The sequence below is a fragment of the Thioalkalivibrio sp. XN8 genome (genome assembly GCF_011058255.1).
GTDB lineage: Bacteria > Pseudomonadota > Gammaproteobacteria > Steroidobacterales > XN24 > XN24.
The window spans coordinates 153467-178635 of sequence record NZ_JAALFH010000065.1; the positions used below are offsets into that span (position 1 = coordinate 153467).

27 protein-coding genes are annotated in these 25169 nt (G+C 69.0%); 8 read left to right on the forward strand and 19 right to left on the reverse strand.

Features of this window, described 5'->3' with window-relative positions:
* Nucleotides 1–82 precede the first annotated feature (82 nt).
* Nucleotides 83–271, forward strand: a complete 189-nt coding sequence (hemP, locus tag G6N75_RS10835) for a hemin uptake protein HemP (protein WP_165348373.1) — start codon at nt 83–85, stop codon at nt 269–271.
* Nucleotides 272–288: 17 nt separating this feature from the next.
* On the opposite strand, the gene G6N75_RS10840 is transcribed toward hemP, so the two are convergent.
* The 3 genes from G6N75_RS10840 to G6N75_RS10850 are packed head-to-tail and all read right to left on the reverse strand — an operon-like array spanning nt 289 to nt 2890.
* On the reverse strand, nt 289–927 hold the full coding sequence (locus tag G6N75_RS10840) for a class I SAM-dependent methyltransferase (RefSeq protein WP_165348374.1): 639 nt from the start codon (nt 925–927) through the stop codon (nt 289–291).
* Nucleotides 924–1784 carry an S-formylglutathione hydrolase gene (gene fghA, locus G6N75_RS10845; protein WP_165348375.1) on the reverse strand — a complete coding sequence of 287 codons (861 nt, stop codon included), beginning with the start codon at nt 1782–1784 and terminating at the stop codon, nt 924–926. Before fghA ends, G6N75_RS10840 begins: the two co-directional genes overlap by 4 nt.
* Complete coding sequence (locus G6N75_RS10850) at nt 1784–2890, reverse strand: S-(hydroxymethyl)glutathione dehydrogenase/class III alcohol dehydrogenase (RefSeq protein WP_165348376.1); 1107 nt, start codon at nt 2888–2890, stop codon at nt 1784–1786. Before G6N75_RS10850 ends, fghA begins: the two co-directional genes overlap by 1 nt.
* A gap of 138 nt (nt 2891–3028) precedes the next feature.
* Between G6N75_RS10850 and G6N75_RS10855 the strand changes: the two genes are divergently transcribed.
* From G6N75_RS10855 to G6N75_RS10870, 4 genes are all read left to right on the forward strand, one after another.
* Nucleotides 3029–4255, forward strand: a complete 1227-nt coding sequence (locus tag G6N75_RS10855) for a saccharopine dehydrogenase NADP-binding domain-containing protein (protein ID WP_165348377.1) — start codon at nt 3029–3031, stop codon at nt 4253–4255.
* 69 nt (nt 4256–4324) lie between these two features.
* The gene (locus G6N75_RS10860) at nt 4325–5776 is read left to right on the forward strand and encodes a circularly permuted type 2 ATP-grasp protein (protein WP_165348378.1); all 1452 of its coding nucleotides are present in this window, start codon (nt 4325–4327) and stop codon (nt 5774–5776) included.
* Nucleotides 5777–5778: 2 nt separating this feature from the next.
* Nucleotides 5779–6708, forward strand: coding sequence for an alpha-E domain-containing protein (locus G6N75_RS10865; RefSeq protein WP_165348379.1), 930 nt, complete (start codon nt 5779–5781; stop codon nt 6706–6708).
* A gap of 2 nt (nt 6709–6710) precedes the next feature.
* Entirely contained in the window at nt 6711–7745 is a 1035-nt protein-coding gene (locus tag G6N75_RS10870; protein WP_165348380.1) for a putative zinc-binding metallopeptidase, read from the forward strand.
* Here G6N75_RS10870 and G6N75_RS10875 read toward each other — a convergent pair.
* From G6N75_RS10875 to G6N75_RS10905, 7 genes are all read right to left on the reverse strand, one after another.
* Entirely contained in the window at nt 7684–8439 is a 756-nt protein-coding gene (locus tag G6N75_RS10875) for a peptidase (protein WP_165348381.1), read from the reverse strand. The two genes, G6N75_RS10870 and G6N75_RS10875, sit on opposite strands and share 62 nt — an antisense overlap.
* A 10-nt stretch (nt 8440–8449) precedes the next feature.
* On the reverse strand, nt 8450–8848 hold the full coding sequence (locus G6N75_RS10880; protein WP_165348382.1) for a hypothetical protein: 399 nt from the start codon (nt 8846–8848) through the stop codon (nt 8450–8452).
* Nucleotides 8849–8994: 146 nt separating this feature from the next.
* Nucleotides 8995–9285, reverse strand: coding sequence for an RNA-binding protein (locus G6N75_RS10885; protein WP_165348383.1), 291 nt, complete (start codon nt 9283–9285; stop codon nt 8995–8997).
* 91 nt (nt 9286–9376) lie between these two features.
* On the reverse strand, nt 9377–10648 hold the full coding sequence (locus G6N75_RS10890; RefSeq protein WP_165348384.1) for a DEAD/DEAH box helicase: 1272 nt from the start codon (nt 10646–10648) through the stop codon (nt 9377–9379).
* Between the two features lie 178 nt (nt 10649–10826).
* Complete coding sequence (locus tag G6N75_RS10895) at nt 10827–11273, reverse strand: RidA family protein (protein WP_165348385.1); 447 nt, start codon at nt 11271–11273, stop codon at nt 10827–10829.
* A gap of 22 nt (nt 11274–11295) precedes the next feature.
* Complete coding sequence (locus G6N75_RS10900; RefSeq protein WP_165348386.1) at nt 11296–12957, reverse strand: GMC family oxidoreductase; 1662 nt, start codon at nt 12955–12957, stop codon at nt 11296–11298.
* Entirely contained in the window at nt 12950–13549 is a 600-nt protein-coding gene (locus G6N75_RS10905; protein WP_165348387.1) for a gluconate 2-dehydrogenase subunit 3 family protein, read from the reverse strand. Before G6N75_RS10905 ends, G6N75_RS10900 begins: the two co-directional genes overlap by 8 nt.
* A gap of 180 nt (nt 13550–13729) precedes the next feature.
* Here G6N75_RS10905 and G6N75_RS10910 point away from each other — a divergent pair, with 180 nt between their 5' ends.
* The 3 genes from G6N75_RS10910 to G6N75_RS10920 all read left to right on the forward strand — a co-directional run bounded on the left by G6N75_RS10910 (nt 13730) and on the right by G6N75_RS10920 (nt 16024).
* Nucleotides 13730–14749, forward strand: a complete 1020-nt coding sequence (locus tag G6N75_RS10910; RefSeq protein WP_165348388.1) for a serine/threonine protein kinase — start codon at nt 13730–13732, stop codon at nt 14747–14749.
* Nucleotides 14750–14781: 32 nt separating this feature from the next.
* Nucleotides 14782–15195 (forward strand): nitrous oxide-stimulated promoter family protein, encoded by a 414-nt coding sequence (locus tag G6N75_RS10915; protein ID WP_240901081.1) that lies wholly within the window; start codon nt 14782–14784, stop codon nt 15193–15195.
* Between the two features lie 85 nt (nt 15196–15280).
* The gene (locus G6N75_RS10920; protein WP_165348389.1) at nt 15281–16024 is read left to right on the forward strand and encodes a twin-arginine translocation signal domain-containing protein; all 744 of its coding nucleotides are present in this window, start codon (nt 15281–15283) and stop codon (nt 16022–16024) included.
* Between the two features lie 9 nt (nt 16025–16033).
* Here G6N75_RS10920 and G6N75_RS10925 read toward each other — a convergent pair whose 3' ends face one another.
* The 9 genes from G6N75_RS10925 to G6N75_RS10965 form a co-directional block, all read right to left on the reverse strand.
* Complete coding sequence (locus tag G6N75_RS10925) at nt 16034–16777, reverse strand: ankyrin repeat domain-containing protein (RefSeq protein WP_165348390.1); 744 nt, start codon at nt 16775–16777, stop codon at nt 16034–16036.
* Nucleotides 16778–16874: 97 nt separating this feature from the next.
* Entirely contained in the window at nt 16875–17882 is a 1008-nt protein-coding gene (locus G6N75_RS10930) for a formate dehydrogenase subunit gamma (protein WP_165348391.1), read from the reverse strand.
* 127 nt (nt 17883–18009) lie between these two features.
* Entirely contained in the window at nt 18010–18192 is a 183-nt protein-coding gene (locus G6N75_RS10935; RefSeq protein ID WP_165348392.1) for a hypothetical protein, read from the reverse strand.
* A 61-nt stretch (nt 18193–18253) separates the two neighbouring features.
* Nucleotides 18254–18841 (reverse strand): formate dehydrogenase FDH3 subunit beta, encoded by a 588-nt coding sequence (gene fdh3B / locus G6N75_RS10940; RefSeq protein WP_165348393.1) that lies wholly within the window; start codon nt 18839–18841, stop codon nt 18254–18256.
* A 14-nt stretch (nt 18842–18855) separates the two neighbouring features.
* Complete coding sequence (locus tag G6N75_RS10945) at nt 18856–21747, reverse strand: formate dehydrogenase subunit alpha (RefSeq protein ID WP_165348394.1); 2892 nt, start codon at nt 21745–21747, stop codon at nt 18856–18858.
* A gap of 52 nt (nt 21748–21799) precedes the next feature.
* The gene (locus G6N75_RS10950) at nt 21800–22009 is read right to left on the reverse strand and encodes a twin-arginine translocation signal domain-containing protein (RefSeq protein WP_165348395.1); all 210 of its coding nucleotides are present in this window, start codon (nt 22007–22009) and stop codon (nt 21800–21802) included.
* Nucleotides 22010–22051: 42 nt separating this feature from the next.
* On the reverse strand, nt 22052–22726 hold the full coding sequence (locus tag G6N75_RS10955) for a molecular chaperone TorD family protein (protein ID WP_206203079.1): 675 nt from the start codon (nt 22724–22726) through the stop codon (nt 22052–22054).
* Between the two features lie 167 nt (nt 22727–22893).
* A complete protein-coding gene (locus G6N75_RS10960) occupies nt 22894–24567 on the reverse strand; it encodes a 4Fe-4S binding protein (protein ID WP_165348396.1) in 1674 nt (557 codons plus the stop codon).
* Complete coding sequence (locus G6N75_RS10965; RefSeq protein ID WP_165348397.1) at nt 24557–25165, reverse strand: DUF3306 domain-containing protein; 609 nt, start codon at nt 25163–25165, stop codon at nt 24557–24559. The genes G6N75_RS10960 and G6N75_RS10965 overlap by 11 nt, the downstream gene beginning before the upstream one ends.
* Nucleotides 25166–25169 lie beyond the last annotated feature (4 nt).

The window sequence follows — 25169 nt, forward strand, 5'->3', positions numbered from 1 at the left end:
CCCTGCGGCAATCCCCGATTGCCGGTCTCCCTGCGGACCGCCAAAGTGAACGACCAGAGAATCGGGCCGCAGGTGCTACCTGATGAACAAGCAATCACCCGAGCCCCGCGCTGCGGCAGCCCAGGGCGTGGTCAATCGCCTTTCCGCCCGCCCGGCCCGCATCCCGAGCAGGGTCGTCCTCGGCGGGGACCACCAGGTCGTGATAGTGCACGGCGCTGACGAGTACCTGCTGAAACTCACCAGCGACGGCAAGCTGGTCCTGACCCGCTGATCGTTACACGCTGACGCTCAAGCGCTGAAAGCGAGGCGGCCCGCCGGTTCCCGCTGCGCCAGCAGCTGGGCCAGGGCGCGGCCGCCGATCATGCCCTCGCGCCAGAACTGCAGCCGCAGCCCGGCCGCGAAACCCAGTGCTTCGCCTGACGCGGCCCGATGGGGACTGTCCCCGGGACAGTCCCCACCAGCGCCGGCGAAACGTTGCGCCTTGCAGCGCGCCTCAGCCTCGGTGCGTTCGAGCACCACCTGCACCAGCAGCAACCCGCCCGGCGCGAGCAGCTCGCGCGCCTGCGCGATGACCGCCGGCGAGTAGAAGTCGATGCAGGTGACCAGGTCGAAGCCGGGCGCGAGCGCCGGCAGGCCCCGGTCCAGGTCGGCCTCGATGCCGGTGACGCGGTCGGCGACTTCGGCCGCCTCGGCCTGGGCCCGCAGCTTCGCCAGGCCCGAAGGCGAAATATCGACGGCCGTCACCTCCAGGCCGCGCCGGGCCAGCCAGACCGCCAGCTGGCCCTCGCCGCAAGCGATGTCCAGGGCGCGCCCGCGGCGCGGCAGGACCGGCTCGAGTTCGCACACCAGCGGCTTGACGCGCTCACCCATCACCAGCCCCTCGCGGCCGTAGCGGGCCTCCCAGCGCTCGCGGTCGGAGACACTCATGCGGCCCCCAGGACCGCGGCGTGATGGCGCAGGTGGTCCTCGATGAAGGTGGCAATGAAGAAATAGCCGTGGTCGTAGCCCTCGTGCCGGCGCAGCTCGAGCGCCTGGCCCGCTTTCCGGCAGGCCGCCTCCAGCGCCTCGGGGTAGAGCTGCTCGGCCAGGAACTGGTCGTCCATCCCCTGGTCGACCAGGATCGGGGGCCGGTCCGCCCGGCTGCCGCCGGCCTCGAGCAAGCGGGTCGCGTCCCACAGGCCCCAGCTCGCGGTGTCGGCGCCGAGATAGGCATTGAACGCTTTCTGGCCCCAGGGGCAGCGCATCGGGGCGGCGATCGGGGCAAAGGCGGAGATCGAGGCGTAAGTCGCGGGATGACGCAGCCCGAGCACCAGCGCCCCGTGCCCGCCCATGGAATGGCCGAAAATGCCCCGGCGCGACAGGTCGGCGGGGAAGTGCTCGGCGAGGAGCGCGGGCAGCTCGGCCGTGACGTACTCGTGCATGCGGTAGTGCCGCGACCACGGCGCCTCCGTGGCGTCGAGGTAGAAGCCGGCCCCCTGCCCGAGGTCCCAGGCCCCGTCAGCCGCGTCGGGCACGCCCTCGCCGCGCGGGCTGGTGTCCGGCGCGACCAGCATCAGCCCCAGCTCGGCGGCGACCCGCTGGGCGCCCGCCTTGATCATGAAGGTCTCCTCGGTGCAGGTCAGGCCGGACAGCCAGGTGAGCACCGGGACCGGGCCGTGCGCGGCGGCCGGCGGCGTGTAGACGGCGAAGCGCATGTCACAGCCGGTGCTCGTCGCGGCGTGGCGGTAATAACCGACGGCGCCGCCGAAGCTGCGGTGCTCGGACAACAGCTGGGGCGCGGTCATCAGTAAAGCACCACGGAACGGATGCTCCGGCCCTCGTGCATCAGGTCGAAGGCGGTGTTGATCTCCTCCAGCGGCATGGTGTGCGTGATCAGGTCGTCGATGTTGATCTTCCCGTCCATGTACCAGTCGACGATCTTCGGCACGTCGGTCCGGCCGCGTGCGCCGCCGAAGGCACTGCCGCGCCAGTTGCGCCCGGTCACCAGCTGGAAGGGCCGCGTGGCGATCTCCTGGCCCGCTCCGGCCACGCCGATGATCACGCTGGTGCCCCAGCCCTTGTGGCAGCACTCCAGGGCCTGGCGCATGACCTGCACGTTGCCGATGCACTCGAAGCTGTAGTCCACGCCGCCGGCCGTCAGCGCCACGATCTCGCCGACGATGTCGTCCACCTCGGCGGCGTTGACGAAGTCGGTCATGCCGAACTTGCGCGCGAGCTCCGCCTTGGCCGGGTTCAGGTCCACGCCGATGATGCGATCGGCCCCGACCAGGCGCGCCCCCTGCACCACGTTCAGGCCGATGCCGCCGAGGCCGAACACCGCGACCGTCGAGCCGGGCTCCACCTTTGCCGTGAACACCACGGCGCCGATCCCGGTCGTTACGCCGCAGCCGATGTAGCAGACCTTGTCGAAGGGTGCGTCGGGACGGATCTTTGCCACGGCGATTTCCGGCAGCACGGTGTAGTTGGAGAAGGTCGAGCAGCCCATGTAGTGCAGCAGCGGCTTGCCGTCGAGCGAAAAGCGGCTGGTGCCGTCGGGCATGACACCCTGGCCCTGCGTGGCGCGGATCGCCTGGCAGAGGTTGGTCTTGGGGTTGAGGCAGAAGTCGCACTCGCGACACTCGGGGGTGTACAGCGGGATGACATGGTCGCCTGGCTGCACCGACCTGACGCCGGGACCGACATCGACCACCACGCCGGCGCCCTCGTGGCCGAGAATGGCCGGGAAGGCGCCCTCCGGGTCGTCGCCGGACAGCGTGAAGGCATCGGTATGGCAGATGCCGGTGGCGCGGACCTCCACCAGCACCTCGCCCGCGCGCGGGCCATCGAGGTCGACGGTCTCGATGGACAGGGGTTGACCGGCCGCAAAGGCCACGGCTGCGCGCGTTTTCATCTCGTCTCTCCGGTTCGATCGGGCTCCGGGATGATTATCGAACTTGGGGACCGGACCTGCCACCCGCCCGACGCCCGGCGGATTGCGTTATCTTTGGGCACCTCCCCGCAAACCTCGCCCACCAGAGCAGCCAGCCTGATGCAAACGCGTGAATTCGACCTGATTCTCTGGGGCGCCAGCGGCTTCACCGGCCGGCTGGTGGCCGAGCACCTGCTGCGCCGGACCGCGGCGGGACTGCCGCTGCGCTGGGCCGTGGCCGGGCGCAACGCGGGCAAGCTGGCGGCCATCCTCGACGAGCTCGGCGCCTCCCGGGTGCCGATCGTGCTGGGCGACAGCCATGACCCGCGGGCGCTGGCGGAACTGGCGCGCCGGACCCGGGCCGTGTGCAGCACGGTCGGGCCCTACGCGTTGTACGGCTCCGAGCTGGTGGCCGCCTGCGCCGACCAGGGCACCCATTACTGCGACCTCACCGGCGAGGTGCACTGGATGCGCCGGATGATCGATGCGCACGAGGCGCGCGCGCGGGAAACGGGGGCGCGCCTGGTGCATGCCTGCGGCTTCGACTCCATTCCCTCGGACCTGGGCTGTTTCTTCCTCCAGCGGGAAGCGCTGGCGCGCTACGGGCAGCCCTGCGGCTCGGTCAAGCTGTTCGTCACGCGAATGAAGGGCGCCTTCAGCGGCGGCACGGTCGCGAGCATCCTCAACGCGCTCGACGCGGCCCGCAAGGACCCCGCCGACCGCAAGGCCATGGGCCATCCTTACGGCCTGAATCCGCCCGGCGAGCGCAAGGGGCCGGACGGGCGCGACCAGTCCACGCCGCTGAAGGACGCCGACGCGGACTGCTGGACCGCGCCGTTCGTCATGGCCTCGGTCAACACGCGCATCGTGCGGCGGACTCATGCCCTGCTGGGCTGGCCCTGGGGCAAGCGCTTCCGCTACGCCGAATCGGTCAGCACGGGTCCGGGCCTGCCCGGTCTCGCCCGGGCCACCGCGATCACGGCCGCGCTTGGCGCCTTCGTGGCTGCCGGCTCCATCGGCCCGGCGCGCACGGTCATGAACCGCCTGCTGCTGCCGCAGCCCGGCGAGGGCCCGGACGAGGCGGCGCGCGAGGCGGGGAACTTCGAGCTCCGGCTGGTCGGCCGGAATCCCGCGGCGCCCGGCCGCCGTCTCGTGGCCCGGGTAACGGGCCGGCGCGACCCCGGCTACGGCGCCACCGCGCGGATGCTGGGCGAGGCGGCCATCTGCCTCGCGCTGGAAGACCTGCCGGTAGCCGGCGGCTCATGGACGCCGGCCACGGCCTTCGGCGACCTGCTGCTCGAGCGCCTGCCGGCCCATGCCGACGTCGGCTTCGCGCTGGAGGACTGAGCGGGCGCGCTGAGGGCTCGCGCGGCCCTGCTATGCTTGGCACGCGAGGCGCCGAGGCGGAGTCCGTCGATGAAAATCAGCTGGAGCGAGTATGACCCGGGCGGGGCCTGGGACGAGCTGCTGAGCGGCCCGGGCCGCCCGCGGCCGCATGCGCGCCGGCTGACCCGCCACCTGGCTGCCCTGACGGCGAAGCAGCTCGGGCTGCGCCAGGCCGCGGCCGAGCGCGCCATCGTCGAGATGGGCATCACCTTCACGGTCTACAGCGAAGGCCAGAACATCGACCGCGCCTGGCCCTTCGACATCATTCCGCGCGTGATCGCCGCCAGCGAATGGCGCGGCATCGAGGCCGGCCTGAAGCAGCGGCTGACGGCGCTGAACCTGTTCATCGACGACATCTACAACGAGCAGCGCATCCTCGCCGACGGCCGCTTCCCGCGCGAGCTCATCGAGACTTCCAGCAACTTCCTGCGGGAATGCAGCGGCTTTCGCCCGGCCCACGGCGTGTGGGCGCACGTCTGCGGCAGCGACCTGGTGCGGGACGCGGACGGCACGGTCTACGTGCTCGAGGACAACCTCCGGGTCCCGTCGGGCGTCTCCTACATGCTGGAGAACCGCATCGTCACCAAGCAGGTGTTCCCCGAGCTGTTCGCCCACCAGCGGATCCTGCCGGTGGACGACTACCCCTCCCAGCTGTTCGACACGCTGGCCTCGCTGTCGCCGCGCCCCCTCGACTACCCGGAGGTCGTGGTGCTCACGCCGGGAATCTACAACTCGGCCTATTTCGAGCACGCCTACCTGGCCCAGGCCATGGGCGCCGAGCTGGTCGAAGGCGGGGACCTGGTGGTGGCGGAAGACGACTGCGTCTACATGCGCACCATCGCCGGCCTGGAGCGCGTCGACGTCATCTACCGGCGCGTGAACGACACCTTCCTGGATCCCGAGGTGTTCCGCCCGGACTCCATGCTCGGCGTGCCGGGGCTGATGCGCGCCTGGCGCGCCGGCAACGTCGCCATCGCGAACGCCCCGGGGGCAGGCGTGGCCGACGACAAGCTGGTGTACGCCTTCGTGCCCGACATCATCCGCTATTACCTGGACGAGGAGCCGATCCTGCCCAACGTGCCGACCCACGCCTGTGTCCGGCCCGACGAGTGCCGGTACGTACTGGAGCACATGGAGGAACTGGTGGTGAAGCCGGTCAACGAATCCGGTGGCTACGGCATGCTGATCGGTCCGGCCGCGAGCCGCCAGGAAATCGAGAAGTTCCGCCGCCTGGTGAAACGCAAGCCGCGCAACTACGTCGCCCAGCCGGTGCTGCAGCTGTCCACCGCCCCGACCCTGGTCAAGAACCGCCTCGAGCCGCGCCATCTCGACCTCCGGCCCTTCAGCCTGCAGGGCGACCGCAGCGCGGTCACGGCGGGCGGCCTGACACGCGTGGCCCTGGTCAAGGGCTCGCTGGTGGTCAATAGCAGCCAGGGCGGCGGCAGCAAGGACACCTGGGTGGTCGAGGACGGGGAGGCCTGAGGATGCTGTCGCGCGTCGCCGAACGCATGTACTGGGGCGCCCGCTATGTCGAGCGCGCGGAGAATGCGGCCCGCCTGGTCCGCGTCTACGACGCTGCGCTGATGGACCTGCCGCGCGAGGCCGGCGTGGGCTGGCCGCTGCTGGTGGACATCTGCGGGGCCCGCCGGCTCTTCAACGAGCGTTTCGCCGGCGGCGGCGAACGTGAGACGCTCCGGTTCCTGGCGGCTGACGCGGCCAATCCCAGCTCGATCATCGCCTCGCTGGAAAATGCCCGGGAGAACTTTCGCACCACGCGCGACCTCTGCCCCACCGAAGCGTGGCGCGCCGTGAACGAGCTCTATCTCTACGGGCGGCGCGAATTGCCGAAAATGGCCTCGCCGCGCCGGCGGCACGAGGTACTGTCCGGCATCGTGCGCCAGGCCCAGCAGCTCACCGGCCTGCTGTCCGGCACCATGAGCCACGGCGACGCCTACCATTTCATTCGCCTCGGGCGGAACCTGGAACGGGCCGACATGACGACCCGGATCATCGACGTCGCCGCCGCCGCGCTGATGGGTGCGCATGCGGCCGAGGCGCGGCCCGACAATACCCTTTGGATGGCGGTGCTCAAGTCCCTCTCCGGCTACCAGATGTACCGCCAGTACGTGCGGCGCCGGATCCGCGACCAGGACGTCGTGCGCTTCCTGCTGCACGACCCGCTGTTCCCCCGCGCCGTCGCCCACTGCCTGCTGGAGCTGGAGGCCAGCACCGCGCTGCTGCCGAACCATGAAGCCCCCTTGCGGGCCCTGCTCAGGCTGCAGCGCATCGTCAACGAGCAGCTCCCTGAGGAGTTCAACGAGGCGCTGCTCCACCAGCTGATGGACGACCTGCAGCTGGAGCTCGCGGCCGTGCATGCCCAGGTGGCGGCCGCCTGGTTTCTCCCGGAGGCCTGAGGATGAAACGTTTCCGCTGCGCCTGCGGCCTCACGGTCTTCTTCGACGACTACAGCTGTACCGGCTGCGGGGCGGAGCTGGGCTATGCCCCCGGCCCCGCCGTGTTTCTGGCGCGGCGGCCGCCGCAGGAGCTTTTTCTCGCCCCGGACGGCCGCGCCTGGAAGCCCTGCCGCAACCGCCTCGAGCACCGCGCCTGCAACTGGCTGCTGCCGGCCGGCGACCCGCTCGACTTCTGTGCGGCCTGCCGCCTCAACCGGACGATTCCGAACCTCGGCACGGAGCACAACCTGCGGCTGTGGCGCCGGACCGAGCAGGCCAAGCGCCGGCTCGTCTACAGCCTGATCAACCTGGGCCTGCCGCGCGAGACCGGCGACGGGCGGCCGCCGCTGCGCTTCGAGTTCCTCGAGGACCAGCGGAGCAACCCGGACGTCGCCGAGTCGCTGGTCATGACGGGGCATCGCGCCGGCATCATCACCATCAACCTGCTGGAGGCGGACGACGTGGCGCGCCACGTGGTGCGGGAGCAGATGGCCGAGCGCTACCGCACGCTGCTGGGACATTTCCGTCACGAGAGCGGACACTATTATGAGCCCATGCTGGTGCCGCCGGGATCTGCCCGCGACGCCTACCGGGAGCTGTTCGGCGACGAGCGCCTCGACTACGACGCCGCGCTGGCGCGCTACCACGCCGAGGGTCCCGACCCGAGCTGGAACGGCCGCTGCATCAGTCCCTATGCCTCCGCCCATCCGATGGAAGACTGGGCCGAAACCTGGGCGCATTACCTGCACATCAGTGACGCGCTGGAAACGGCGCGCGCCACGGGACTGATCCGCGAGCCGGCCTCGGACGACTGGGAAGCGGAGCTGGGGCTGTGGATTCCCGGCGCTGTGAGCCTGAACGAGATGGCGCGCTCACTCGGCCTGGACGATCCCTATCCCTTCGTCATTACGCCGCCGGTGCGCGCCAAGCTGGGCTTCATTCATCAACGACTCGCAGCAGCTCGGCCGGACGCGGCGGCAGCGGCGGCAGCACGCTGAAGGCCTTCTCCACGTAGCCCTGCCAGGCGCGCCCGAGTTCGCGCAGGTAGTCGTCGTCGGGGCCGAAGATCATGTGGCGCACCAGCTGCGGGCGCGCCGGGTCGTAGATCAGCACCTCGATCGGGGGACCCACGGTGACGTTGCTGCGCATGGTGGCGTCCATCGACAGCAGCATCACCCGGGCCGCGTCATCCAGCTCAAGGTCCGGCTTGACCAGGCGATCGAGGATCGGCTTGCCGTATTTCAGCTCACCGATCTGCAGGAAGGGTGTCTGGCTCGAGGCGCGGATGTAGTTGCCTTCCGAATAGACCAGGAAGATCCCCGGCGCGCGGCCGCGGATCTGGCCGCCGAGGATGAAGGTGGCGGTCATCGCCGTATCCGGCTCACCGCCCTCGGCATGCTTGCGCCCCTGCTCGGCATTGATGCCGCCCAGATACTCGGCCGCCTCGGCCATGCTCTGGACCGTGCGCAAGTTGGGGCGGCGGTCGAACTCCAGGTCGTGCCGAATCCGGGTCCGGACGGCCTGGGTGGTGCCCAGGTTGCCGGCCGACAGCAGCACGAAGAACCGGTCCGCCGCCTCGAGCAGCACGTGCATCTTGCCGAACACGCTGACCTGGTCCGGACCCGCGTTGGTACGCGAGTCCGAGGCGAACACCAGTCCGCGCTCGACCGCCAGGGCAACGCAGTAGGTCATGCTGGGCGGCTCAAGGCATCCGGATCTTGCCGCCGCCGGGGCCGCCCGCCACGCCCGGAGGGACCTGTGCTCCGCCGGCTTCCGGCAGGATGATGGAGCCCGCCGCCTCGCGGCGCATCTCCTGCAGGCGCTGCATGGTTTCCTGTACGGCCTGCTCCGCTGCCGCGCCGAAGCCTTCGACCGCCTCCGCCAGTGAGCCGGCGGGAATCTCGAAGGACAGCGGCAAGGCGCCGGCCGGGGTCATCACCTGGGCCTGGCCGACATACAGCACTGACCGGCTGCTGTCGGGCTCGCCCGCGGCCGTCACCGGGGTCAACCGCTGGATAGTGCCGACCCGCCGGTCGGTAAACATCTCTTCACTGTAAAGATCCGCGGCGTTCATGCCGGCGCCGCTGTCCTGCTCTGCCATGTCTGCGTCCTGTGGGAAGCGAAGTTGGTGCGAACCTTAACAAGTTCGGCCGGCGGGTGGAACGGATCGGGCGGCGCCAAAGAAAAGGGGCCCCTTGCGGGGCCCCTTGCCTGCGCGGGACCGAAGCCCCATGCGTAGTCAGCGCCTTACCAGCGACCGCCGCCGCCGCCGCCGCCGCTGCGAGCGGGGCGCTCTTCGCGCGGCTTGGCCTGGTTGACCTTGACGTTGCGGCCGTTCAGCGGCTTGTCGTTCAGCCCGCGGATGGCGGCCTCAGCCTCGGAGTTGTCCGACATCTCGACGAAGCCGAAGCCCTTGGACTGGCCCGAGAACTTGTCGGTGATGACAGTGGCGCGAGTGACGGTGCCGAACTCCGAAAATGCATTCCGCAGGTCGTCTTCAGTCACGCTGTAGGCCAGGTTTCCAACATAGATATTCATAACGTTTGTGCTCATTCCATACAAAAGTGCGTCGTCGTGATGATGCGGCTGCGGGTACCCGACGCACGAAGCGCCCGCTGCCGAGTTGCCCTCAGGGGCAAATTCTCTGTCTGCCGGCGCCGGCGCCGCGTGAGCGCCGGCCGTGCCGTTCCCGGCCGCCCTGCGCCCGCGGCCTGGCGGCCACGCCGCCACGCCGGCCCTGCTCGATGGGCTCGGCCCGGATGCTCGGGTCGGGCTCGAAGCCGTTGACGGCGCGGCGCGGAATCCGGCGCCCGAGCAGCCGCTCGATATCGGCCAGCAGCCTGTGCTCGTCCACGCATACCAGCGAAACAGCCTCGCCTTCGCTGCCGGCGCGACCCGTGCGGCCGATGCGGTGCACATAGTCCTCCGGCACGTGAGGCAGTTCGAAGTTGACCACGTGCGGCAGCTGGTCGATGTCCAGCCCGCGCGCGGCGACCTCGGTCGCCACCAGGGCGCGCACTGCACCCGCCTTGAAATCTGCCAGCGCCTTGGTGCGGGCGCCCTGGCTCTTGTTGCCGTGGATCGCCGCCGCGCTGATGCCGTCGCGCTCCAGCTGCTGGGCCAGGCGGTTGGCGCCATGCTTGGTGCGGGTGAATACCAGCACCTGGCGCCAGTCGCCCTCCTGCATCAGGCGGGACAACAGCTCGCGCTTGCGGCCGCGATCGACCGGGTGCACCACCTGGGTGACCAGCTCGGCCGGCGTGTTGCGCCGCGCGACTTCGATCTGCACCGGCTCGGAGAGCAGGCCACCCGCAAGGGCGCGGATCTCGTCAGAGAAGGTGGCGGAGAACAGCAGGTTCTGGCGCTGCCGTGGCAACAGGGCGATCACCTTGCGGATGTCCCGGATGAAGCCCATGTCCAGCATGCGGTCGGCCTCGTCGAGTACGAGAATTTCCACGGCGGACAGGTCGACCGTGCGCTGCTGCGCGTGGTCGAGCAACCGGCCCGGTGTCGCCACCAGGATGTCCACGCCGCGGCGCAGGGTCGCAATCTGGGGGTTGATGCTGACGCCGCCGAAAATCACCGCCGCCTTCAGCTGCGGCAGGTAGCGGCCATAGGTCTCGATATCGCCGGCCACCTGGGCCGCGAGCTCGCGGGTCGGCACCAGCACGAGGACGCGAATCCGGCGGCGGCCCTCGACCCGTTGGGCAGCGAGGCGCTGCAACATCGGCAGGGTGAAGGCGGCGGTCTTGCCGGTGCCCGTCTGGGCGCCCGCAAGCACGTCACGGCCTTCGAGGACGACCGGGATCGCCTGGCACTGGATGGGAGTCGGGGCGGTGTAACCTTCTTCGCCGACTGCACGAAGAAGCTCGGCCTGGAGGCCGAGAGAATCGAATGACATAAGTAAGCGTGATCTCCTGATCGTATATTTCGCCCAGCGGAAGCTTAGCTCCGGCCGGTCCAGGCTCGATGTTCAAGTTGCTCGAGGCTGACCAGTGGGGCTGCCGCAAGGGCCGGATGCAGACCGGTGTGCATCAGGAGTGCGCGCACTATAGCACAGCGCGAGCAAAAACAATGATTTATTTTCCGAGCGCCACGATGCACTCGATTTCGACCCGGGCATCCAGCGCGAGGCCGTTGACGCCCAGCGCGCTGCGGGCCGGCCGATTCACCGGGAAGAACTCCCGGTAGACCTCGTTCATCGCCGCCCACTCGCCCATGTCGGCGAGAAAGACCGTGCACTTGACGACCCGGTCCATCGAGCCGCCATGGCGCAGCACGGCAGCGCGGATGTTCTCCAGCGTCTGGCGCGTCTCGGGCTGGATGCCCCCCGGGGCCAGCTCGCTGGTGCCCGGCCTGTTCCCCAGCATGCCGGACAGGAACAGCAGGTCGCCCGCGCGGACCGCCTCGGAGAAGGGCCACCGGCCGTCGGTGTCGCCGGGCGCCGGGTGGAACTCGACCTCGCCGGCGACAGCGGTGCAGGCGAGCAGTAATCCCGCCAGGAAAGAAATGGTGCGTGCGTTCATGCCTCGATGCCTCCGTGTCGCCTCAGATCTCGCCGCGGCGGGCGAACTCGCCGATGTGCTCCGCGGCCCGGAAAGCCAGCGCCATGATGGTCATGGTGGGCTGTCCGCGGCCCGAGGTGACCATGCTCGAGCCGTCGCAGATGAACAGGTTCGGGATCTCGTGGCTGCGATGGTAGCGGTCGACCACGGCGCGGGCCGGGTCGTCGCCCATCCGGCAGGTACCCAGCAGGTGCGCCCCGATCGTCTCCGGCCCGACCGGCTTGCGCCAGATCTTCTCGGCGCCGGCGGCCGCCACGATGCGCTCCGCCCAGTCCTGCAGGAAAGTCGCCATGGCCAGGTCATGCGGGTGGTCGTTGTAGGTGACCCGCATGGCGGGCCGGCCGTAGCGGTCCTTGAGCTCCGGGTCCAGCGTAATGTTGTTGCGGTCCATGGCCAGCGAAGTGGTGCTGGCGGCGAGCATCATGCTGCGGGTGAAGCCGTAGGCCAGGTCGCGCTTGAAGCCGGCGCCCCAGCGCGGCGTGTCCGGCGGCAAGCCGGTGAGCGCATAGAGCATCGGCGAGGCGCTCAAGAAAGGCCGGGCATCGATGGCGCCGCCGCCGTAGAAGCCGCGCTTCGGGTCGGACTCGTAGAAGTCATGCACGATGCGGCTGCACTGCACGCTCTTGTAGTCGTTGAGCGGCTGCTCGAACCAGGCGTAGGTCGAGGAGTGCGCATTGAACATCAGGTTGCGGCCGACCAGGCCGCTGCCGTTGGCCAGCCCGTCGGGGAACCGCCCCGACGCCGACATCAGCAACAGCCGCGGCGTCTCCGCGCCGTTGGCGGCGACGATCACGGCCTTCGCCCGCTGTGCCTGCTCCTGTCCCCCGGCATCGTAGTACAGCACTTCGCTGGCCCGTCCCCGCGCGTCGGTCTCGATCCGGTGCACGGTGCTTTGCGGGCGGATCTCGCAGCGCCCGGTCGCTTCCGCCTGCGGGATCATGGTCACCAGGGTGGAGGACTTGGCGCCCATCTCGCAGCCGAAACCCATGCAGAAGCCGCAGTGGACGCACGAGGCGCGGTTGTTGAACGGCTGCGACAGGATCGCCACCGGCGCCACCTGCGGATGCAGGCCGAGCTCGCGGGCGCCCTTCTCCAGCAGCACACCCGAAGACTTGTTCGGCATCGGCGGCAGGGGATACGGCCGCGAGCGCGGCGGGTCGAAGGGCCCGGGCGCGCCGGACACGCCGATCTCCCAGTCGACGCGCGTGTAGTAGGGCTCCAGCTCTTCGTAGTCGAGCGGCCAGTCGGCGAGGTCGGCATTCTCGATGCCGCCCAGCAGGCTGCGCTCCTTGAAGTCCACGGGCCGCAGCCGCCAGAAGTTGGCGGAGAAATGCACGCTGCTGCCGCCGACCATGCGGGCGTAGTAGGCCGGCGGGATCTCCGGCACCGCCGCTGCCTCGCCGGCGTCGTGGCGGAAGCTCTGCGGATCGCCGCCCCGCTGGCCGCCGAGGTACTCGTCGTGGAAAGCGATCGCCAGCTCGTCGTGCGTGAACTCGTGGGTACGCCGGTAACGCCCCTGCTCCAGCACCACGACCGTGAACCCCGCCACCGACAGCTCGCGCGCCAGGATGCCGCCGGCGGAACCCGACCCGATGATCACGAAATCCACCGGCTCGCGCAGCGGGAAACGCGGTTGCTCAGCCATGGTCGTGGCTCTTGCCATGGCCGGACGCCGGCAGCTCCTGCCCCATGGCCTCGGCGTCATAGTGGCCGAAGGGCGGCGCCCAGGCGTGGCGGTGCTCGAAGCCGATGAGCTGCCAACCGAGGTGATCGCGATTGCCGCCGTAGGTCGGCAGGGCGAACGCGCCGGCGACGGTCAGGAAATGCAGCACGCTGAAGAAGGAGGTGTCTTCGACCTGCGGCAGGAGCGCGTCCTGCGCCCCCGGCGGCAGGTCCGCGAAGGGGCGACCGCCGGTTTCGACCGCCAGCGCGTCGAGCGACGCCATGCCTTGCCGGAGGGTGTCTGCCTCCGCCGCCATGAAGCCGCCGACCGCCTGGTCGATGAAATAGACGACCTCCATTTCCCGCGCGCCCGGCGTCTCGTCGCTCGGGATGATGCGCGCCGTCACCGCTTCCAGGCCGCGCGCCTCGGCCGCGCCGAGATGGCGGAAGGGCTGGCCGGCCGCCCTGGCCGCCACGGCCGCCTGCGCCGCAGCCAGTACCGCGGGCGCCTGGAGGGCGAGCCAGGCGCCGCCGGCTGCGCCGCCCGAAGCCTGGAGGAAGGCGCGACGGCTCATCGCCCCCGCCTGCCGCTGCCGTGGGCCTGACGCCATCGCTGCACACTCCTGGGGGCGGGGCCGGAGCCCGGTGCGCCGAACATACACGCTTGGCGGCGGGGATGCGAATTGGTCGCGATGCAGCATGCCGCGCGCCGGCTGCTATAGTCCTGCTCCCCTGCTCGCCACCCTACAACGGCCATGAACGAAGCACGCGACGATACCCTCGCTTACCAGGACCTGCAGCCAAACGACATCCTCGCGGCGGTGGAGAGCCTGGAACTGCGGTGCGACGGCCGCCTGCTGCCGCTGAACAGTTACGAGAACCGGGTGTACCAGGTCGGGCTCGACGAAGGGTCGCCCGTGGTGGCGAAGTTCTACCGGCCGGGACGCTGGAGCGATGCCGCGATCCAGGAGGAACACGACTTCGCTGCCGAGCTGGCGGAGCGTGACGTGCCTGTCGTGCCGCCGCTGCGCCGGGCCGGCAGCAGCCTGCACCGGCACGCCGCCTTCCGCTTCAGCGTCTCGCCACGCGTCGCGGGGCGGGAACCGGAGCTGGACGACCTCGGCCTGTTGCGCCAGGTCGGGCGCCTGGTGGGACGGCTGCACCTCTGCGGCGAGCTGCGCGATTTCGTCCACCGGCCTCGCCTCACGCCGGCGCGTCTCGGCACCGAGTCCAGCCGGTTCCTGCTCGAGCACGGCTTCCTGCCGGAGCCGCTGCGGCCCGCTTACGAGAGCCTGTGCCGCGACCTGCTGGCGGCGGTGGAAGACGCCTGGGCGCTGGTGCAGCCCCGGGAAATCCGCCTGCACGGCGACTTCCACCCCGGCAACGTGCTCGTCCACGACGGCCAGGTGCGGATCGTCGATCTCGACGACTGCGTCTCGGGTCCCGCCGTCCAGGACCTGTGGATGTTCCTCTCCGGGGAGCGCGCCGAGCAGGAACCCCAGCTCGCCGAACTGCTGGCCGGCTACCTCGAGTTCCGGCGCTTCGACCTGGCCGAACTCCGGCTGGTGGAGCCGCTGCGCAGCCTCAGGATCATGCACTACGCCGCCTGGATCGCCCGCCGCTGGCAGGATCCGGCCTTCCGCATCGCCTTCCCGTGGTTCGGCACCCCCCGCTACTGGGACGAGCACGTGCTGTCGCTGCGCGAGCAGCTCGCGCTGGTGCAGGAACCGCCGCTGGAATGGTTGCCGCCGCAGACTGCGGACAACGCCTATTGATCCGGCTGCGGGAATAGATGAGTATTTTTCGCATGAATGAGCAGCGCCAGCACATGATCCCCGGCCCCCACCTGCCGCCGCTCCCGGGCCGCCTGAGCCGGGAGTTCCTGACCATGCAGCGCATGGTGGAAATCTGGTGCCGCGACCAGCATGGCGGGGATATCGATCATCACGGGATCTGCACCGACTGCAACGATTTCCTCGAGTACGCCCACCGGCGCCTCGAGAAGTGCCCCTACGGCGAGGACAAGCCGACCTGCGCCCGGTGCCCGATCCATTGCTACAAGCGCGCCCAACGCGAACTGGCCCGCGAGATCATGCGCTACGCGGGGCCGCGGATGATGCTGCGCCATCCCTGGCTCTCGCTCATGCACCTGGTCGACAAGGCGCGCAAGGTCGAGCATCCGATGACGCTGCGACGCCGAACTGCCAACCGGGACGGCTAGTCCGGGCGCCGGGCCCCATCCACCTGTTGCCGTGTCGCGGCCGGGTGTTAGCATTTCCCGGTAGCGATTCAGCAGGGCTCGATCAATGTCCGGAGACTCCGTTTCCCGCCGAGGTTTTCTCAAGCTGTGCGCCAGCACCGGCGCACTGGTGGCCAGCAGTCCTTCGCTGCTCGCCCGCACCCCGGCCGAGCGCAGCCACAACACGCCCGCCCGGCTGTTGCACAACAGCGGCCGGCCGTTGCGGCTGGAAGACCTGGTCGTGGGGGAGAACTACGTCTTTCATTACCCTTATGTGAGTACGCCCTGCTTCCTGTTGAACCTCGGCAAGCCCGCCCTGCCCCGTGAGGGCCTGGAGATGGACGACGGCCGCAAGTACAACTGGCGCGGGGGCATCGGGCCGGACCGCTCCATCGTCGCCTTCTCGGCGATCTGTGCCCACCGGATGAGCTACCCCACACCCTCGGTCAGCTTCATCAACTATCGCCACGAGCAGATGACCTATACCGACCAGGAGTTCAAGCTGGCGCACCGCGAACAGGTGATCTACTGCTGTTCCGAGGGCAGCGTGTACGACCCGGCGGAGGGTTGCCGCGTGCTCGGCGGCCCGGCACCGCAACCGCTGGCCGCGGTCGATCTCGGCCTGGACGAGGCCACCGGCGAGATCCGCGCGCTCGGCATGTACGGCGGCGACATGTTCGAGCGTTTCTTCGAGAAGTTCGCTTTCCAGCTCGAACTGCAGCACCAGGTCAGGGACATCCGCGCGCCGGTCGGTCCCGACACCGAGGTGCTGCCCCTCGGTACCTACAGCCTCAACACCAACGTCTGCTGAGCGCCCGGGTCAACCGGGACGGTGTACCCGCCCGGTGAGCAGCGCCGCGGCTTCGCCATGCCCTTGCAGGCGCGCCACGTCCGCCGGCGTCCTGCCGGCGCCGTCGGCCGCCGACGCTTCCGCGCCGGCATCCAGCAGCCGCCGCACGATCTCGGTATAGCCCCGCCCGGCCGCGATGTGCAGGGCCGTCGCGCCGGACTCTTCCCGGGCCTCGAGATTGGCGCGCTCCGAACCGAGCAGTGCATCCACCGCCGCCACATGGCCGGCGGACACTGCGCGCATCAGCGGCGTCCAGCCGTAAGCGTCGGCATCGGCCGCATCGGCCCCGGCATCGAGCAGCAGCTTGATCGCATCCGCGCGCCCCTTCGCCGCGCCGACGAGTAGCGGCGTCCAGCCGATGCGCGCCCGGGCGTTCGGGTCGGCGCCGGCCTCCAGCAGGAGTCGCGCCATGGCGACGTCACCCGCCGATACCGCGTACATCAGCGCCGTGCCCCCGTTGGCGTTGCGGTCGTCCACCCCGGCCCCGGCCGCCAGCAACTGCCGCGCCAGTGCGAGGTCGCCGTCGCCCGCGGCGTGCATCAGCCCGGTCTTGCCCTCGCTCGCGGGCGCCGCGTAATCATGCATGGTCTCGAGGCGGCCGTCCCAGCCGCGCGGGTCCACCGCCTCGGCCGGGAGCGCGGCCGCGATGCCCCCCAGGGCCAGCAGGAGCGCCACCGGCCGGGTGGCTGATCGGATCGTTGCAATCGCGCTCATCACGGCAAAGATGCCTCGAAAGAAATGAAAAGGCCAGTCCGGAAAATGAGCGGGGGCGCCAAGGCGCCCCCGCTCGGATCGTTGCTGACAGCAGGGCTCAGGTCGTGAGCGGCTGGCCCGCGCCGGCGCCCCTGGAAGCTTCCTTGGGGTTGCCGTGCTTCATGACCTCTTCGTACCACAGGTTGTGGTGGGCTTTCGCCCAGAGCTCGTCCACCTCGCCGCTGATCATGCCCTCCAGCGTGCCCTGGTTACCCAGGGTACCGAGATACATGTGGCCGAGGGAGAAGGCGATCAGGGCGACCCCGCTCACGGCGTGCGCGATGTGCGCCAGCTGCATGGTGCCGCGTTCCCAGCCGAAGTTCGGGAACAGCAGGAAGAAGCCGGAGACCAGCAGCACGATGCCGCCGAAGAACAGCAGCCAGTACCAGATCTTCTCGCCCGCGTTGACGAACCCGGCCGGCGGATGCTTGCTGCGATCGAAGTAACCGCCGCCCATCTTCAGCCAGGCGAAATCGTAGGCCTTGGGCAGGCTCTCCTTGATCCACGGCACCATCATCAGCACCAGGCCGACGGCGAAGGGCACGGCGAGCCAGTCATGGACCGGCTTGGCGACGTTCGCAAAGGCGGCAAACGCTTCCTTGCCCATCCACGGCATCATCACCGTGCGCCCGAACAACAGGCTCAGGCCGGTGATGCCCAGGATGATGAACAGGATGGCGGTGTACCAGTGGATGACCCGCTCGAACAGCGTCCAGCGGGTGATGGTGCGGCCGGAGCGCTGCTCCAGCTTTACCGTGCCCGCGATGAGGTGGAACAGGATGATGGCGCCGAGCACGGCCAACAGCCCGATGCCGCCATAGCGCATGATCGGGCCTTCGCGGACGGCGCGCCAGACCTCCCCTTCGCTCTGGATAAGGACGTTGGTTTCCTGTCCCGAGACCGCGGTGTAGCCCGCAGTGCCCTCGCGCGCCGCGCGCCAGAAGTCCCTGCGCTGCTGCTCTTCCTTCGCCACCGCAGCCGCCTCCTCCTGGGCCTGTTGCTGCTGGGCGAGGGCCTGGCCGGTCGTGTCGCTGGTCAGCAACATGCCGGTGAGGGGCAGGACCATTGATAACCCGAGGACGAGAGCCACCGTCCACAACGCGCGCCGGAGCTTGCGCTGCTTCCTTCCCTCGGTACCCGGTTGAGTTCTTTCGACCGTCACGTGGATTCCTCCCGTCGTGTAGGCTAGCTGGCTAGCGGTCGCGTTGCTTTTCCATGCGCTTGTCGAGTTCCGCCCTCAGTTCTTCCGACCTGAGGTCCTCGACCAGCGGATCGCTGGCACCCTTGTAGACACCCGGCTCGTACACAGTGACGTCGGAGCAGCCGGCGAGCGCCAGCAGGGCAGCCGCCGAAAGAGCCAGTGTGAGTGATTTCATCGTTGTTCTCCAGCTTCGGCGCGGGGCGGCCGGAGCCGCCCCGCCCCTTGGTGCAGCGCGCTCAGGCCTGCTTGTAAGCCGTCTCCCAGCCCCAGGTCTGCGGGCGGCCGCCGCGCTTCAGCACGCGCTCACGATAGATGTCGGCGACCATGTCGCCATCACCCGCCAGCAGCGCCTTGGTCGCGCACATCTCGGCGCACAGCGGCAGCTTGCCCTCGGCGATGCGGTTGCGCCCGTACTTCTCGTACTCCGTCTCGGAGTTGTCGGACTCGGGGCCGCCGGCGCAGAAGGTGCACTTGTCCATCTTGCCGCGAATACCGAAGGCCTCTTTCTGCGGGTACTGCGGCGCGCCGAAGGGGCAGGCGTAGAAGCAGTAGCCGCAGCCGATGCAGAGGTCCTTGTCGTGCAGCACGATGCCGTCGTCGGTGGTGTAGAAGCAGTCCACCGGGCAGACCGCAGCGCAGGGCGCGTCGGAGCAGTGCATGCAGGCCACGGAGATCGAGCTCTCGCCCGGCGCGCCGTCGTCGAGCGTAACCACGCGTCGACGGTTTACGCCCCAGGGCACCTCGTGCTCGTTCTTGCAGGCGGTCACACAGCCGTTGCACTCGATGCAGCGCTCGGAATCACAAAGAAACTTCATTTTCGCCATGGTGAGTTAACTCCTTACGCCGGGCGAATCTGGCAGAGGGACGTCTTGGTCTCCTGCATATTGGTGACCGAGTCGTAGCCATAGGTGAAGGCGTCGTTACACGCCGACCCACGCACGTACGGGTGCGTCCCTTCCGGATACTTGGAGAGCAGGTCCTTGCCTTCGAACCAGCCGCCGAAGTGGAACGGCGTGAACACCACGCCGCGGCCCACGCGTTCGGTGATCATGGCCTTGAGCTTGATCTTGCCGCCCTCCGGGCCGTCCATCCAGACCCACTGGCCGTCCTTGATGCCGCGGTCGTTCGCGTCCGCCGGGTGGATCTCGACGAACATGTCCTGCTGCAGCTCGGCCAGCCACGGGTTGGAGCGGGTCTCCTCGCCGCCGCCCTCGTACTCCACCAGGCGACCGCTGGTGTGGATCAGCGGGAAGTCCTTGGAGAAGTCCTGGGACTGGATCGAGGCGTACCGTGCCGGGAGGCGCCAGAAGGCCTTCCGATCCGGGTAGGTCGGGTACTGCTCGACCAGGTCGCGCCGCGACGCGTAGAGCGGCTCGCGGTGGACCGGGATCGGATCCGGGAAGTTCCAGACCTTGCAGCGGGCCTTGGCATTGCCGAACGGGGCGCAGCCATGCTCGATGGCGACGCGCTGAATACCGCCCGAGAGGTCGGTCTTCCAGTTCTTGCCCTCGGCGGCGACCTTCTCTTCCTCGGTCAGGTCGTCCCACCAGCCGAGCTGCTTCAGCATGTCGGCGGTGAATTCCGGATACCCATCCTGGATTTCCGCACCCTTGCTGTAGGAGTCCTCGGCCAGCAGGTTGACACCCTCGTACTCCACGCCGAACCGGGCGCGGAAGTTCAGGCCGCCTTCCTTCACATGCTTGCTGGTGTCGTACAGCACATGGGTGCCCGGATGCTTGAACTCCGGCGTGCCCCAGCACGGCCACGGCAGGCCGTAGGTGTCGCCGTCGCAGGGGCCGCCCTCGGCCTTCAGCGTGGTCGGGTTGAAGGTGTGCTTGTTCTCGAGGTGCAGCTTCAGCCGCTCCGGGCTCTGGCCGGTGTAACCGATGGTCCACATGCCGCGATTGATCTCGCGGGTGACATCCTCGACCAGCGGCTCGTTGCCGTTGACCTGGATGTTCTTGAACATCTGCTCGTGGAACCCGAGCTTCTTCGCCAGCATGTACATGATGGTGTGGTCGGGCTTCGACTCGAACAGCGGCTCGATGATCTTCTCGCCCCACTGCAGCGAACGGTTGGACGCCGTACGCGAGCCGTAGGTCTCGAACTGCGTGCAGGCCGGCAGGAGGTACATGCCTTCCTTCTTCCGGTCGGGCAGCACGGCGGTGTGGGTCGGATAGGGATCGACCACCACCACCAGATCGAGGTTCTCGAGCGCCTTCTTCTGCTCGGCGCCGCGAACCTGGCTGTTCGGGGCATGGCCCCACATGAAGAGGGCCTTCAGCGCCGACTTCTGGGACACGTTCTCGTCCGTCTCGTTGGCGCCGTCGAACCAGCGGGACACCGTGATGCCCTTCAGGTTCATGGCCGGCACCATCTTGTTGCCGTCGGCGTAGCTCGCCTGGTCGAAGCGGGACTTGATCCACTCGAAGTCGAGGCCCCAGACCCGCGCCCAGTGCTTCCACGAACCCTCGGCCAGGCCGTAGTAGCCCGGCAGGGTGTCGGCCAGCACGCCCAGGTCGGTGGCGCCCTGCACGTTGTCGTGGCCGCGGAAGATGTTGGCGCCGCCACCCGACTTGCCGACGTTACCCAGCGCCAGCTGCAGCACGCTGTAGAGGCGCGTGTTGTTGTTGCCGACGGTGTGCTGGGTGCCGCCCATGCACCACACGATGGTGCCGGGGCGATGCTCGGCCATGGTCTGGGCGGCCTTCTTGACCTCGTCGCCGGGGATGCCGGTGACGTTCTCGACCACGTCCGGGGTCCACTTGGCGGCCTCGGCGCGGATCTCGTCCATGAAGGCCACGCGCTGCTGGATGTACTCCTTGTCCTCCCAGCCGTTCTCGAAGATGTGCCAGAGCAGGCCGTAGATCAGCGGCACGTCGGTGCCCGGCCGCAGGCGCAGGAACTGGTCGGCGTGGGCGGCGGTGCGCGTGAAGCGCGGGTCGGCCACGATGACCCGGGCCCCGTTCTCCTTGCCGCGCAGCACGTGCTGCATCGACACCGGGTGGGCCTCGGCGGCGTTACTGCCGATGAAGAAGATGCACTTGGAGTTGTGCATGTCGTTGTAGGAGTTCGTCATCGCGCCGTAGCCCCAGGTGTTGGCCACACCGGCGACGGTCGTCGAGTGACAGATGCGGGCCTGGTGGTCGACGTTGTTCGTGCCCCACATGGCCGCCATCTTGCGATACAGGTACGCGCCCTCGTTGCTGAACTTCGCCGAGCCGACCCACATCACGGAGTCGGGGCCGTACTGCTCGCGAATACCCGTCAGGCGGTCGCCGATCTCGTCGATGGCCTGGTCCCACGTCAGGCGTTCCCACTTGCCGTTGACCATCTTCATCGGGTACTTCAGGCGGCGCTCCCCGTGACCGTGCTCACGCACCGAGGCGCCCTTGGCGCAGTGCGCGCCGAGGTTCAGCGGGGAGTCGAAGTCCGGCTCCTGGCCGGACCAGACGCCGTTCTGCACTTCTGCAATCACGCCGCAGCCCACCGAGCAGTGGGTGCAGATCGAGCGCTTGACTTCGACCGGGCCGCTGACGAACTTGCGCTCGACGGCGTTGGCCTGGGAGCGCTTCATCATGGCCGGCGGCAGGGCGGTCGCGATCGCGCCGGCGCCGAGCGCCAGGCCGGTGCTGCGCAGGAAGGCGCGACGATCGACCGCGCGACCGAGCACGCCGCTCAGGGCGCCTGTCGTATTCGAGGAATGGTTGGATTTCTTGGTCAGCTTCATCGCCGATTCTCCGCTTTGTGACCGGTGGGGGTACGCATCCAATCCCGGGGGATCAGATACGGGCCCTCTGGTAGTAGGTCCGGATGTGCGGCGTCTCGTGGTAGCCCTTGCTTGGCTCGGGCTTGGACACCGGGGCCTCCACGACGGGGGCCGCGACCGCGTTACCGGTAGCCATGGCGACTGCGGTGGCGCCGCCCGCCATCGCAATACCCTTCAGGAACCGGCGCCTGCCGTTAGTTTCCGCTTTTGCTTTCAGGCTCATTGTGCTCTCCACTTGAGTCCGCTCCAATCGAACTGATCCAACTCAGCTCACGCTCGGCTTCGCCGTCGGCGTCGCCAGGAATTCGCTGAGATACCGTTTCTCTACCTGGATGAACTGTTCCCCGAGCTGGCCCACCGCACGGTAGAACCGCGCCGACGGGGCCTGCTGCATATCGCGGAAGAACCGGCCCATCCAGGGCGAAATGTGTCGGTCGAAGAAGCCGGCCTGCGACTCGAGGGTCGCGGGCTCTTCGCCGGTGATGATCATGGCCATCACGTCGCACAGGGCGGCGGCGTGATCCTCGGGCTCGCTCACGCCGTCCTGGCGCTCGAAACCGAGGAAGCGCAGCTCGTCGCGAAGCCGCGCCAGGGGCTTTTCCATCAGGAATCCAGTGAGGTACCACGAGCCGTAGGGCACCAGTTCGCCCCGGCCGACGCCGATGAACAGGTCCTGGTACTCGTCGGCAAGCTCCGCCGGCGAGCTGCGGCCGGAGGCCTGGGCGAGCATCCGCCAGGCAGCGCCGACCAGGTCGTCGCTCTCCGCCCCCTCGGCGTTGATCTCGCCGAGAACGCTGAGGAGCCGCTCGTCCGGGGACCGCCCGAGCAGCTGGGCCAGCAGGCTCCAGGTGTTGGCGCGCAGCTGGTCCTCGGCAGTCACGGCCGGTGCCGTCCCGCCCTGCGCTGCGTCCATCCCCAGCTCCGCGCTGGCCTCGGTCATCGTGTGCTCTTGGTTTTCACTATGGTCATTCATTTGCAACTATCAGGCCAGTGTTTATTGGAAAATCGGCGCCAGGAAGGACTAATACGCAGAGCTCTCGCCGCGCCTCTCTCATCGAGTGAGACTTTTTGTCACCCCAATAGGTTATTTTTGTACCAGGCTTGGCCTCAAGCCATCGGCGGGCCGCCGCCCTGCCGGCCGGACTTGAACATGTCTTTCACCCGGCAGTGATCGCACATCTGCAGGCGCCGCTTCGAGGCCTCGTCCTGGAACATCCAGTGCCCCTCCAGCTTTTTCAGCATGTTGTCGAGGATCGACTGGGTGGCGAAAGGCTTGCCGCAGGAGATGCAACAGAACGGCTGCTCTTCATGCAGCACGCGGGGCTGCTGGCGCAGCTCGGCGTCGAACAGGAAGCGCGGTTTCAGGGTGATCGCATCCTCGGGGCAGGCCTTCTCGCACAGGCCGCACTGGACGCAGTTCCATTCCGTGAACTTCAGCTGCGGCAGGTCGCCGCCGGCGTTGATGGCCGCCACCGGGCAGACACTGGCGCAGCTCATGCACAACGTACAGGCGTCCCGGTCCACCCGGATCTCGCCGAAAGGCGCCCCGGCCGGCAGGTCCACGGTCTTGCGCGGCGACGGGGCGTGGCGGTAGAGATGCTCGATCACCAGCCGCAGGATGCCCCGCTTGTCGTCGGGGCAGGCGAACTTGGCCGGCTTGCACACGGCGCGCTCCGGCAGGGCCTGCCACCAGGCCTCCGGATCCGCCTCCGCCGCCGCGGTGTCGATCACCGTCAGGCTGGCGGGCGCATAGCCCATCCCTTCCAGCAGGGCGCGACCGAAGCCGACCTGGGTCCGCAACTCGCCGACCATGCGGGCCGGAGCGCCCCGGGTCACGGCGATCACGACGGCGCGGGCCCCGTAGGCCAGCGTGGCCAGCCAGGCGTCCAGCCCGAGCGAGCCGATCTCCTCGATCTCGACGGGCAGGATGTTCTCCGGCATCGCCGGGCCGAGCCGGTTCTCCAGCGCGTCGCGCGACCAGGCGTCGTGCAGCAGTAGCACCGGGTCGCTGCCGCCCGCGGCGGCAAAACCCGCCAGCAACTGCTTGAGGTGGCCCAGGAGGTCGTTGACCGCCGGGAAGGCATAGCTCATCGCCCCGCTCGGGCAGGCCGCGACGCAGCTGCCGGCGCCCTGGCAGAGGTAGGGGTCCACGCTCACCTTCTCGCCGATCGAGGTGATGGCGATGGTCGGGCAGGCGTCGATGCAACGGGTGCAGCCCTTCAGGCCGCTGTTGCCATGGGCGCAAATCGAAGGGTCATAGTTGAAGTACTTCGGCTTTTCGAACTCGCCGCGCATTTCCGGGATCTCGGCCAGCGCCCGCTCCAGCGCGCCCTCGCTGCCCCCGCCGGCGTAGTAGCCCACGGGCGGCACCTCGTGCGGCAACAGCGGCGGATCGCACAGGTCGAGCACCAGGTCGAAATGGGGCGTGGCCGCCCCGGCGGCTTCGGCCAGCGAGACGGTGTCATCGCCGGTGGCGAGATTGACGAGGAACCGGCCCAGGCGGCCCTCGACCGAGGGCCGGCCGCCGCGCACGACCACGAACTCGTCCACCTTGGACGGCTCCGGCGCCGTGTCCCCGGGGACCAGGAGGGTGCTGGGCACCGCGGCGCCCAGGCGCCGCGCCGCCGCCAGCGCCGCCTCTTCTTCGCCGATAATGACGAGGCGGCCGCTGGACTGGTAGGTCACGATCGAAGTCGGCGCGCCCTCGATCAGGGCGGGCTGCGCCAGCACCTGGGCGCGGGCGCGCCCGGCCTCGGTCGTGGCAGGAAGCTCAAGCGTCACGTTGCTTATCCTCGCTGGTGTCTGGTCCTGCGGCAGGCTCCTCGCCCGCCCCCTCGGCAGGCTCGTCGGGCGGCGCCGCGGCCTCCGTGTCCCCGGAGTCGTCCGTCGCGGCAGCCACTGCCGCAGCTTCGCCCTCGGCCGCCTCAAGCTGCTTCTTCAACAACTGCTCCGCGGCATGCTTCATATCGGCAGTAATGATGTCGCCGAGCACGGGGAAGCTGGTGTAGTCGTCGATGTAGTCGTCGAGCTCGCAGATATAGTTGAACTTCTGGCTGCGGAACAGCTTGCGCAGCGCCTGCTTGCGCAGCGCACCGCTGACCTTCGGCGACATGAAGCCGCTGTAGTCCGAGTTCTCGTCCAGCGCCTCGAGCGGCGGCAACGCTTCCTCGCCCGGCGGCTCCGCTGCGGCCTCGTCCGTCCCGGCCGGCGGCGCGGTCTCCTCGGGTGCGGGCGCGGGCTCTTGCGCCGGGGCTTCCCGGCGGCGCGCGGCCTCGTCCGCCTTGAGCCGCGACCAGCGGTTCAGGAAGGCTTCGTCGGCGGGCTTCTCCTCCGGCGCCGGCTCGGGCTCCGGAGGCGTCCAGAAGGGTTTCTCGTTCATAGGG

What these genes read in the sequence shown, in the direction of transcription:
- G6N75_RS10945 (WP_165348394.1), bottom strand. Translation starts at nt 21,747, where the DNA reads ATGAAGCTGACCAAGAAATCCAACCATTCCTCGAATACGACAGGCGCC.
- G6N75_RS10920 (WP_165348389.1), top strand. Translation starts at nt 15,281, where the DNA reads ATGTCCGGAGACTCCGTTTCCCGCCGAGGTTTTCTCAAGCTGTGCGCC.
- G6N75_RS10850 (WP_165348376.1), bottom strand. Translation starts at nt 2,890, where the DNA reads ATGAAAACGCGCGCAGCCGTGGCCTTTGCGGCCGGTCAACCCCTGTCC.
- G6N75_RS10890 (WP_165348384.1), bottom strand. Translation starts at nt 10,648, where the DNA reads ATGTCATTCGATTCTCTCGGCCTCCAGGCCGAGCTTCTTCGTGCAGTC.
- G6N75_RS10905 (WP_165348387.1), bottom strand. Translation starts at nt 13,549, where the DNA reads ATGAGCCGTCGCGCCTTCCTCCAGGCTTCGGGCGGCGCAGCCGGCGGC.
- fdh3B (WP_165348393.1), bottom strand. Translation starts at nt 18,841, where the DNA reads ATGGCGAAAATGAAGTTTCTTTGTGATTCCGAGCGCTGCATCGAGTGC.
- G6N75_RS10875 (WP_165348381.1), bottom strand. Translation starts at nt 8,439, where the DNA reads ATGACCTACTGCGTTGCCCTGGCGGTCGAGCGCGGACTGGTGTTCGCC.
- G6N75_RS10855 (WP_165348377.1), top strand. Translation starts at nt 3,029, where the DNA reads ATGCAAACGCGTGAATTCGACCTGATTCTCTGGGGCGCCAGCGGCTTC.
- G6N75_RS10950 (WP_165348395.1), bottom strand. Translation starts at nt 22,009, where the DNA reads ATGAGCCTGAAAGCAAAAGCGGAAACTAACGGCAGGCGCCGGTTCCTG.
- G6N75_RS10925 (WP_165348390.1), bottom strand. Translation starts at nt 16,777, where the DNA reads ATGAGCGCGATTGCAACGATCCGATCAGCCACCCGGCCGGTGGCGCTC.
- G6N75_RS10910 (WP_165348388.1), top strand. Translation starts at nt 13,730, where the DNA reads ATGAACGAAGCACGCGACGATACCCTCGCTTACCAGGACCTGCAGCCA.
- G6N75_RS10885 (WP_165348383.1), bottom strand. Translation starts at nt 9,285, where the DNA reads ATGAATATCTATGTTGGAAACCTGGCCTACAGCGTGACTGAAGACGAC.
- G6N75_RS10840 (WP_165348374.1), bottom strand. Translation starts at nt 927, where the DNA reads ATGAGTGTCTCCGACCGCGAGCGCTGGGAGGCCCGCTACGGCCGCGAG.
- G6N75_RS10915 (WP_240901081.1), top strand. Translation starts at nt 14,782, where the DNA reads ATGAATGAGCAGCGCCAGCACATGATCCCCGGCCCCCACCTGCCGCCG.
- G6N75_RS10870 (WP_165348380.1), top strand. Translation starts at nt 6,711, where the DNA reads ATGAAACGTTTCCGCTGCGCCTGCGGCCTCACGGTCTTCTTCGACGAC.
- G6N75_RS10935 (WP_165348392.1), bottom strand. Translation starts at nt 18,192, where the DNA reads ATGAAATCACTCACACTGGCTCTTTCGGCGGCTGCCCTGCTGGCGCTC.
- G6N75_RS10895 (WP_165348385.1), bottom strand. Translation starts at nt 11,273, where the DNA reads ATGAACGCACGCACCATTTCTTTCCTGGCGGGATTACTGCTCGCCTGC.
- G6N75_RS10860 (WP_165348378.1), top strand. Translation starts at nt 4,325, where the DNA reads ATGAAAATCAGCTGGAGCGAGTATGACCCGGGCGGGGCCTGGGACGAG.
- fghA (WP_165348375.1), bottom strand. Translation starts at nt 1,784, where the DNA reads ATGACCGCGCCCCAGCTGTTGTCCGAGCACCGCAGCTTCGGCGGCGCC.
- hemP (WP_165348373.1), top strand. Translation starts at nt 83, where the DNA reads ATGAACAAGCAATCACCCGAGCCCCGCGCTGCGGCAGCCCAGGGCGTG.
- G6N75_RS10880 (WP_165348382.1), bottom strand. Translation starts at nt 8,848, where the DNA reads ATGGCAGAGCAGGACAGCGGCGCCGGCATGAACGCCGCGGATCTTTAC.
- G6N75_RS10930 (WP_165348391.1), bottom strand. Translation starts at nt 17,882, where the DNA reads ATGGTCCTGCCCCTCACCGGCATGTTGCTGACCAGCGACACGACCGGC.
- G6N75_RS10955 (WP_206203079.1), bottom strand. Translation starts at nt 22,726, where the DNA reads ATGACCGAGGCCAGCGCGGAGCTGGGGATGGACGCAGCGCAGGGCGGG.
- G6N75_RS10965 (WP_165348397.1), bottom strand. Translation starts at nt 25,165, where the DNA reads ATGAACGAGAAACCCTTCTGGACGCCTCCGGAGCCCGAGCCGGCGCCG.
- G6N75_RS10900 (WP_165348386.1), bottom strand. Translation starts at nt 12,957, where the DNA reads ATGGCTGAGCAACCGCGTTTCCCGCTGCGCGAGCCGGTGGATTTCGTG.
- G6N75_RS10865 (WP_165348379.1), top strand. Translation starts at nt 5,779, where the DNA reads ATGCTGTCGCGCGTCGCCGAACGCATGTACTGGGGCGCCCGCTATGTC.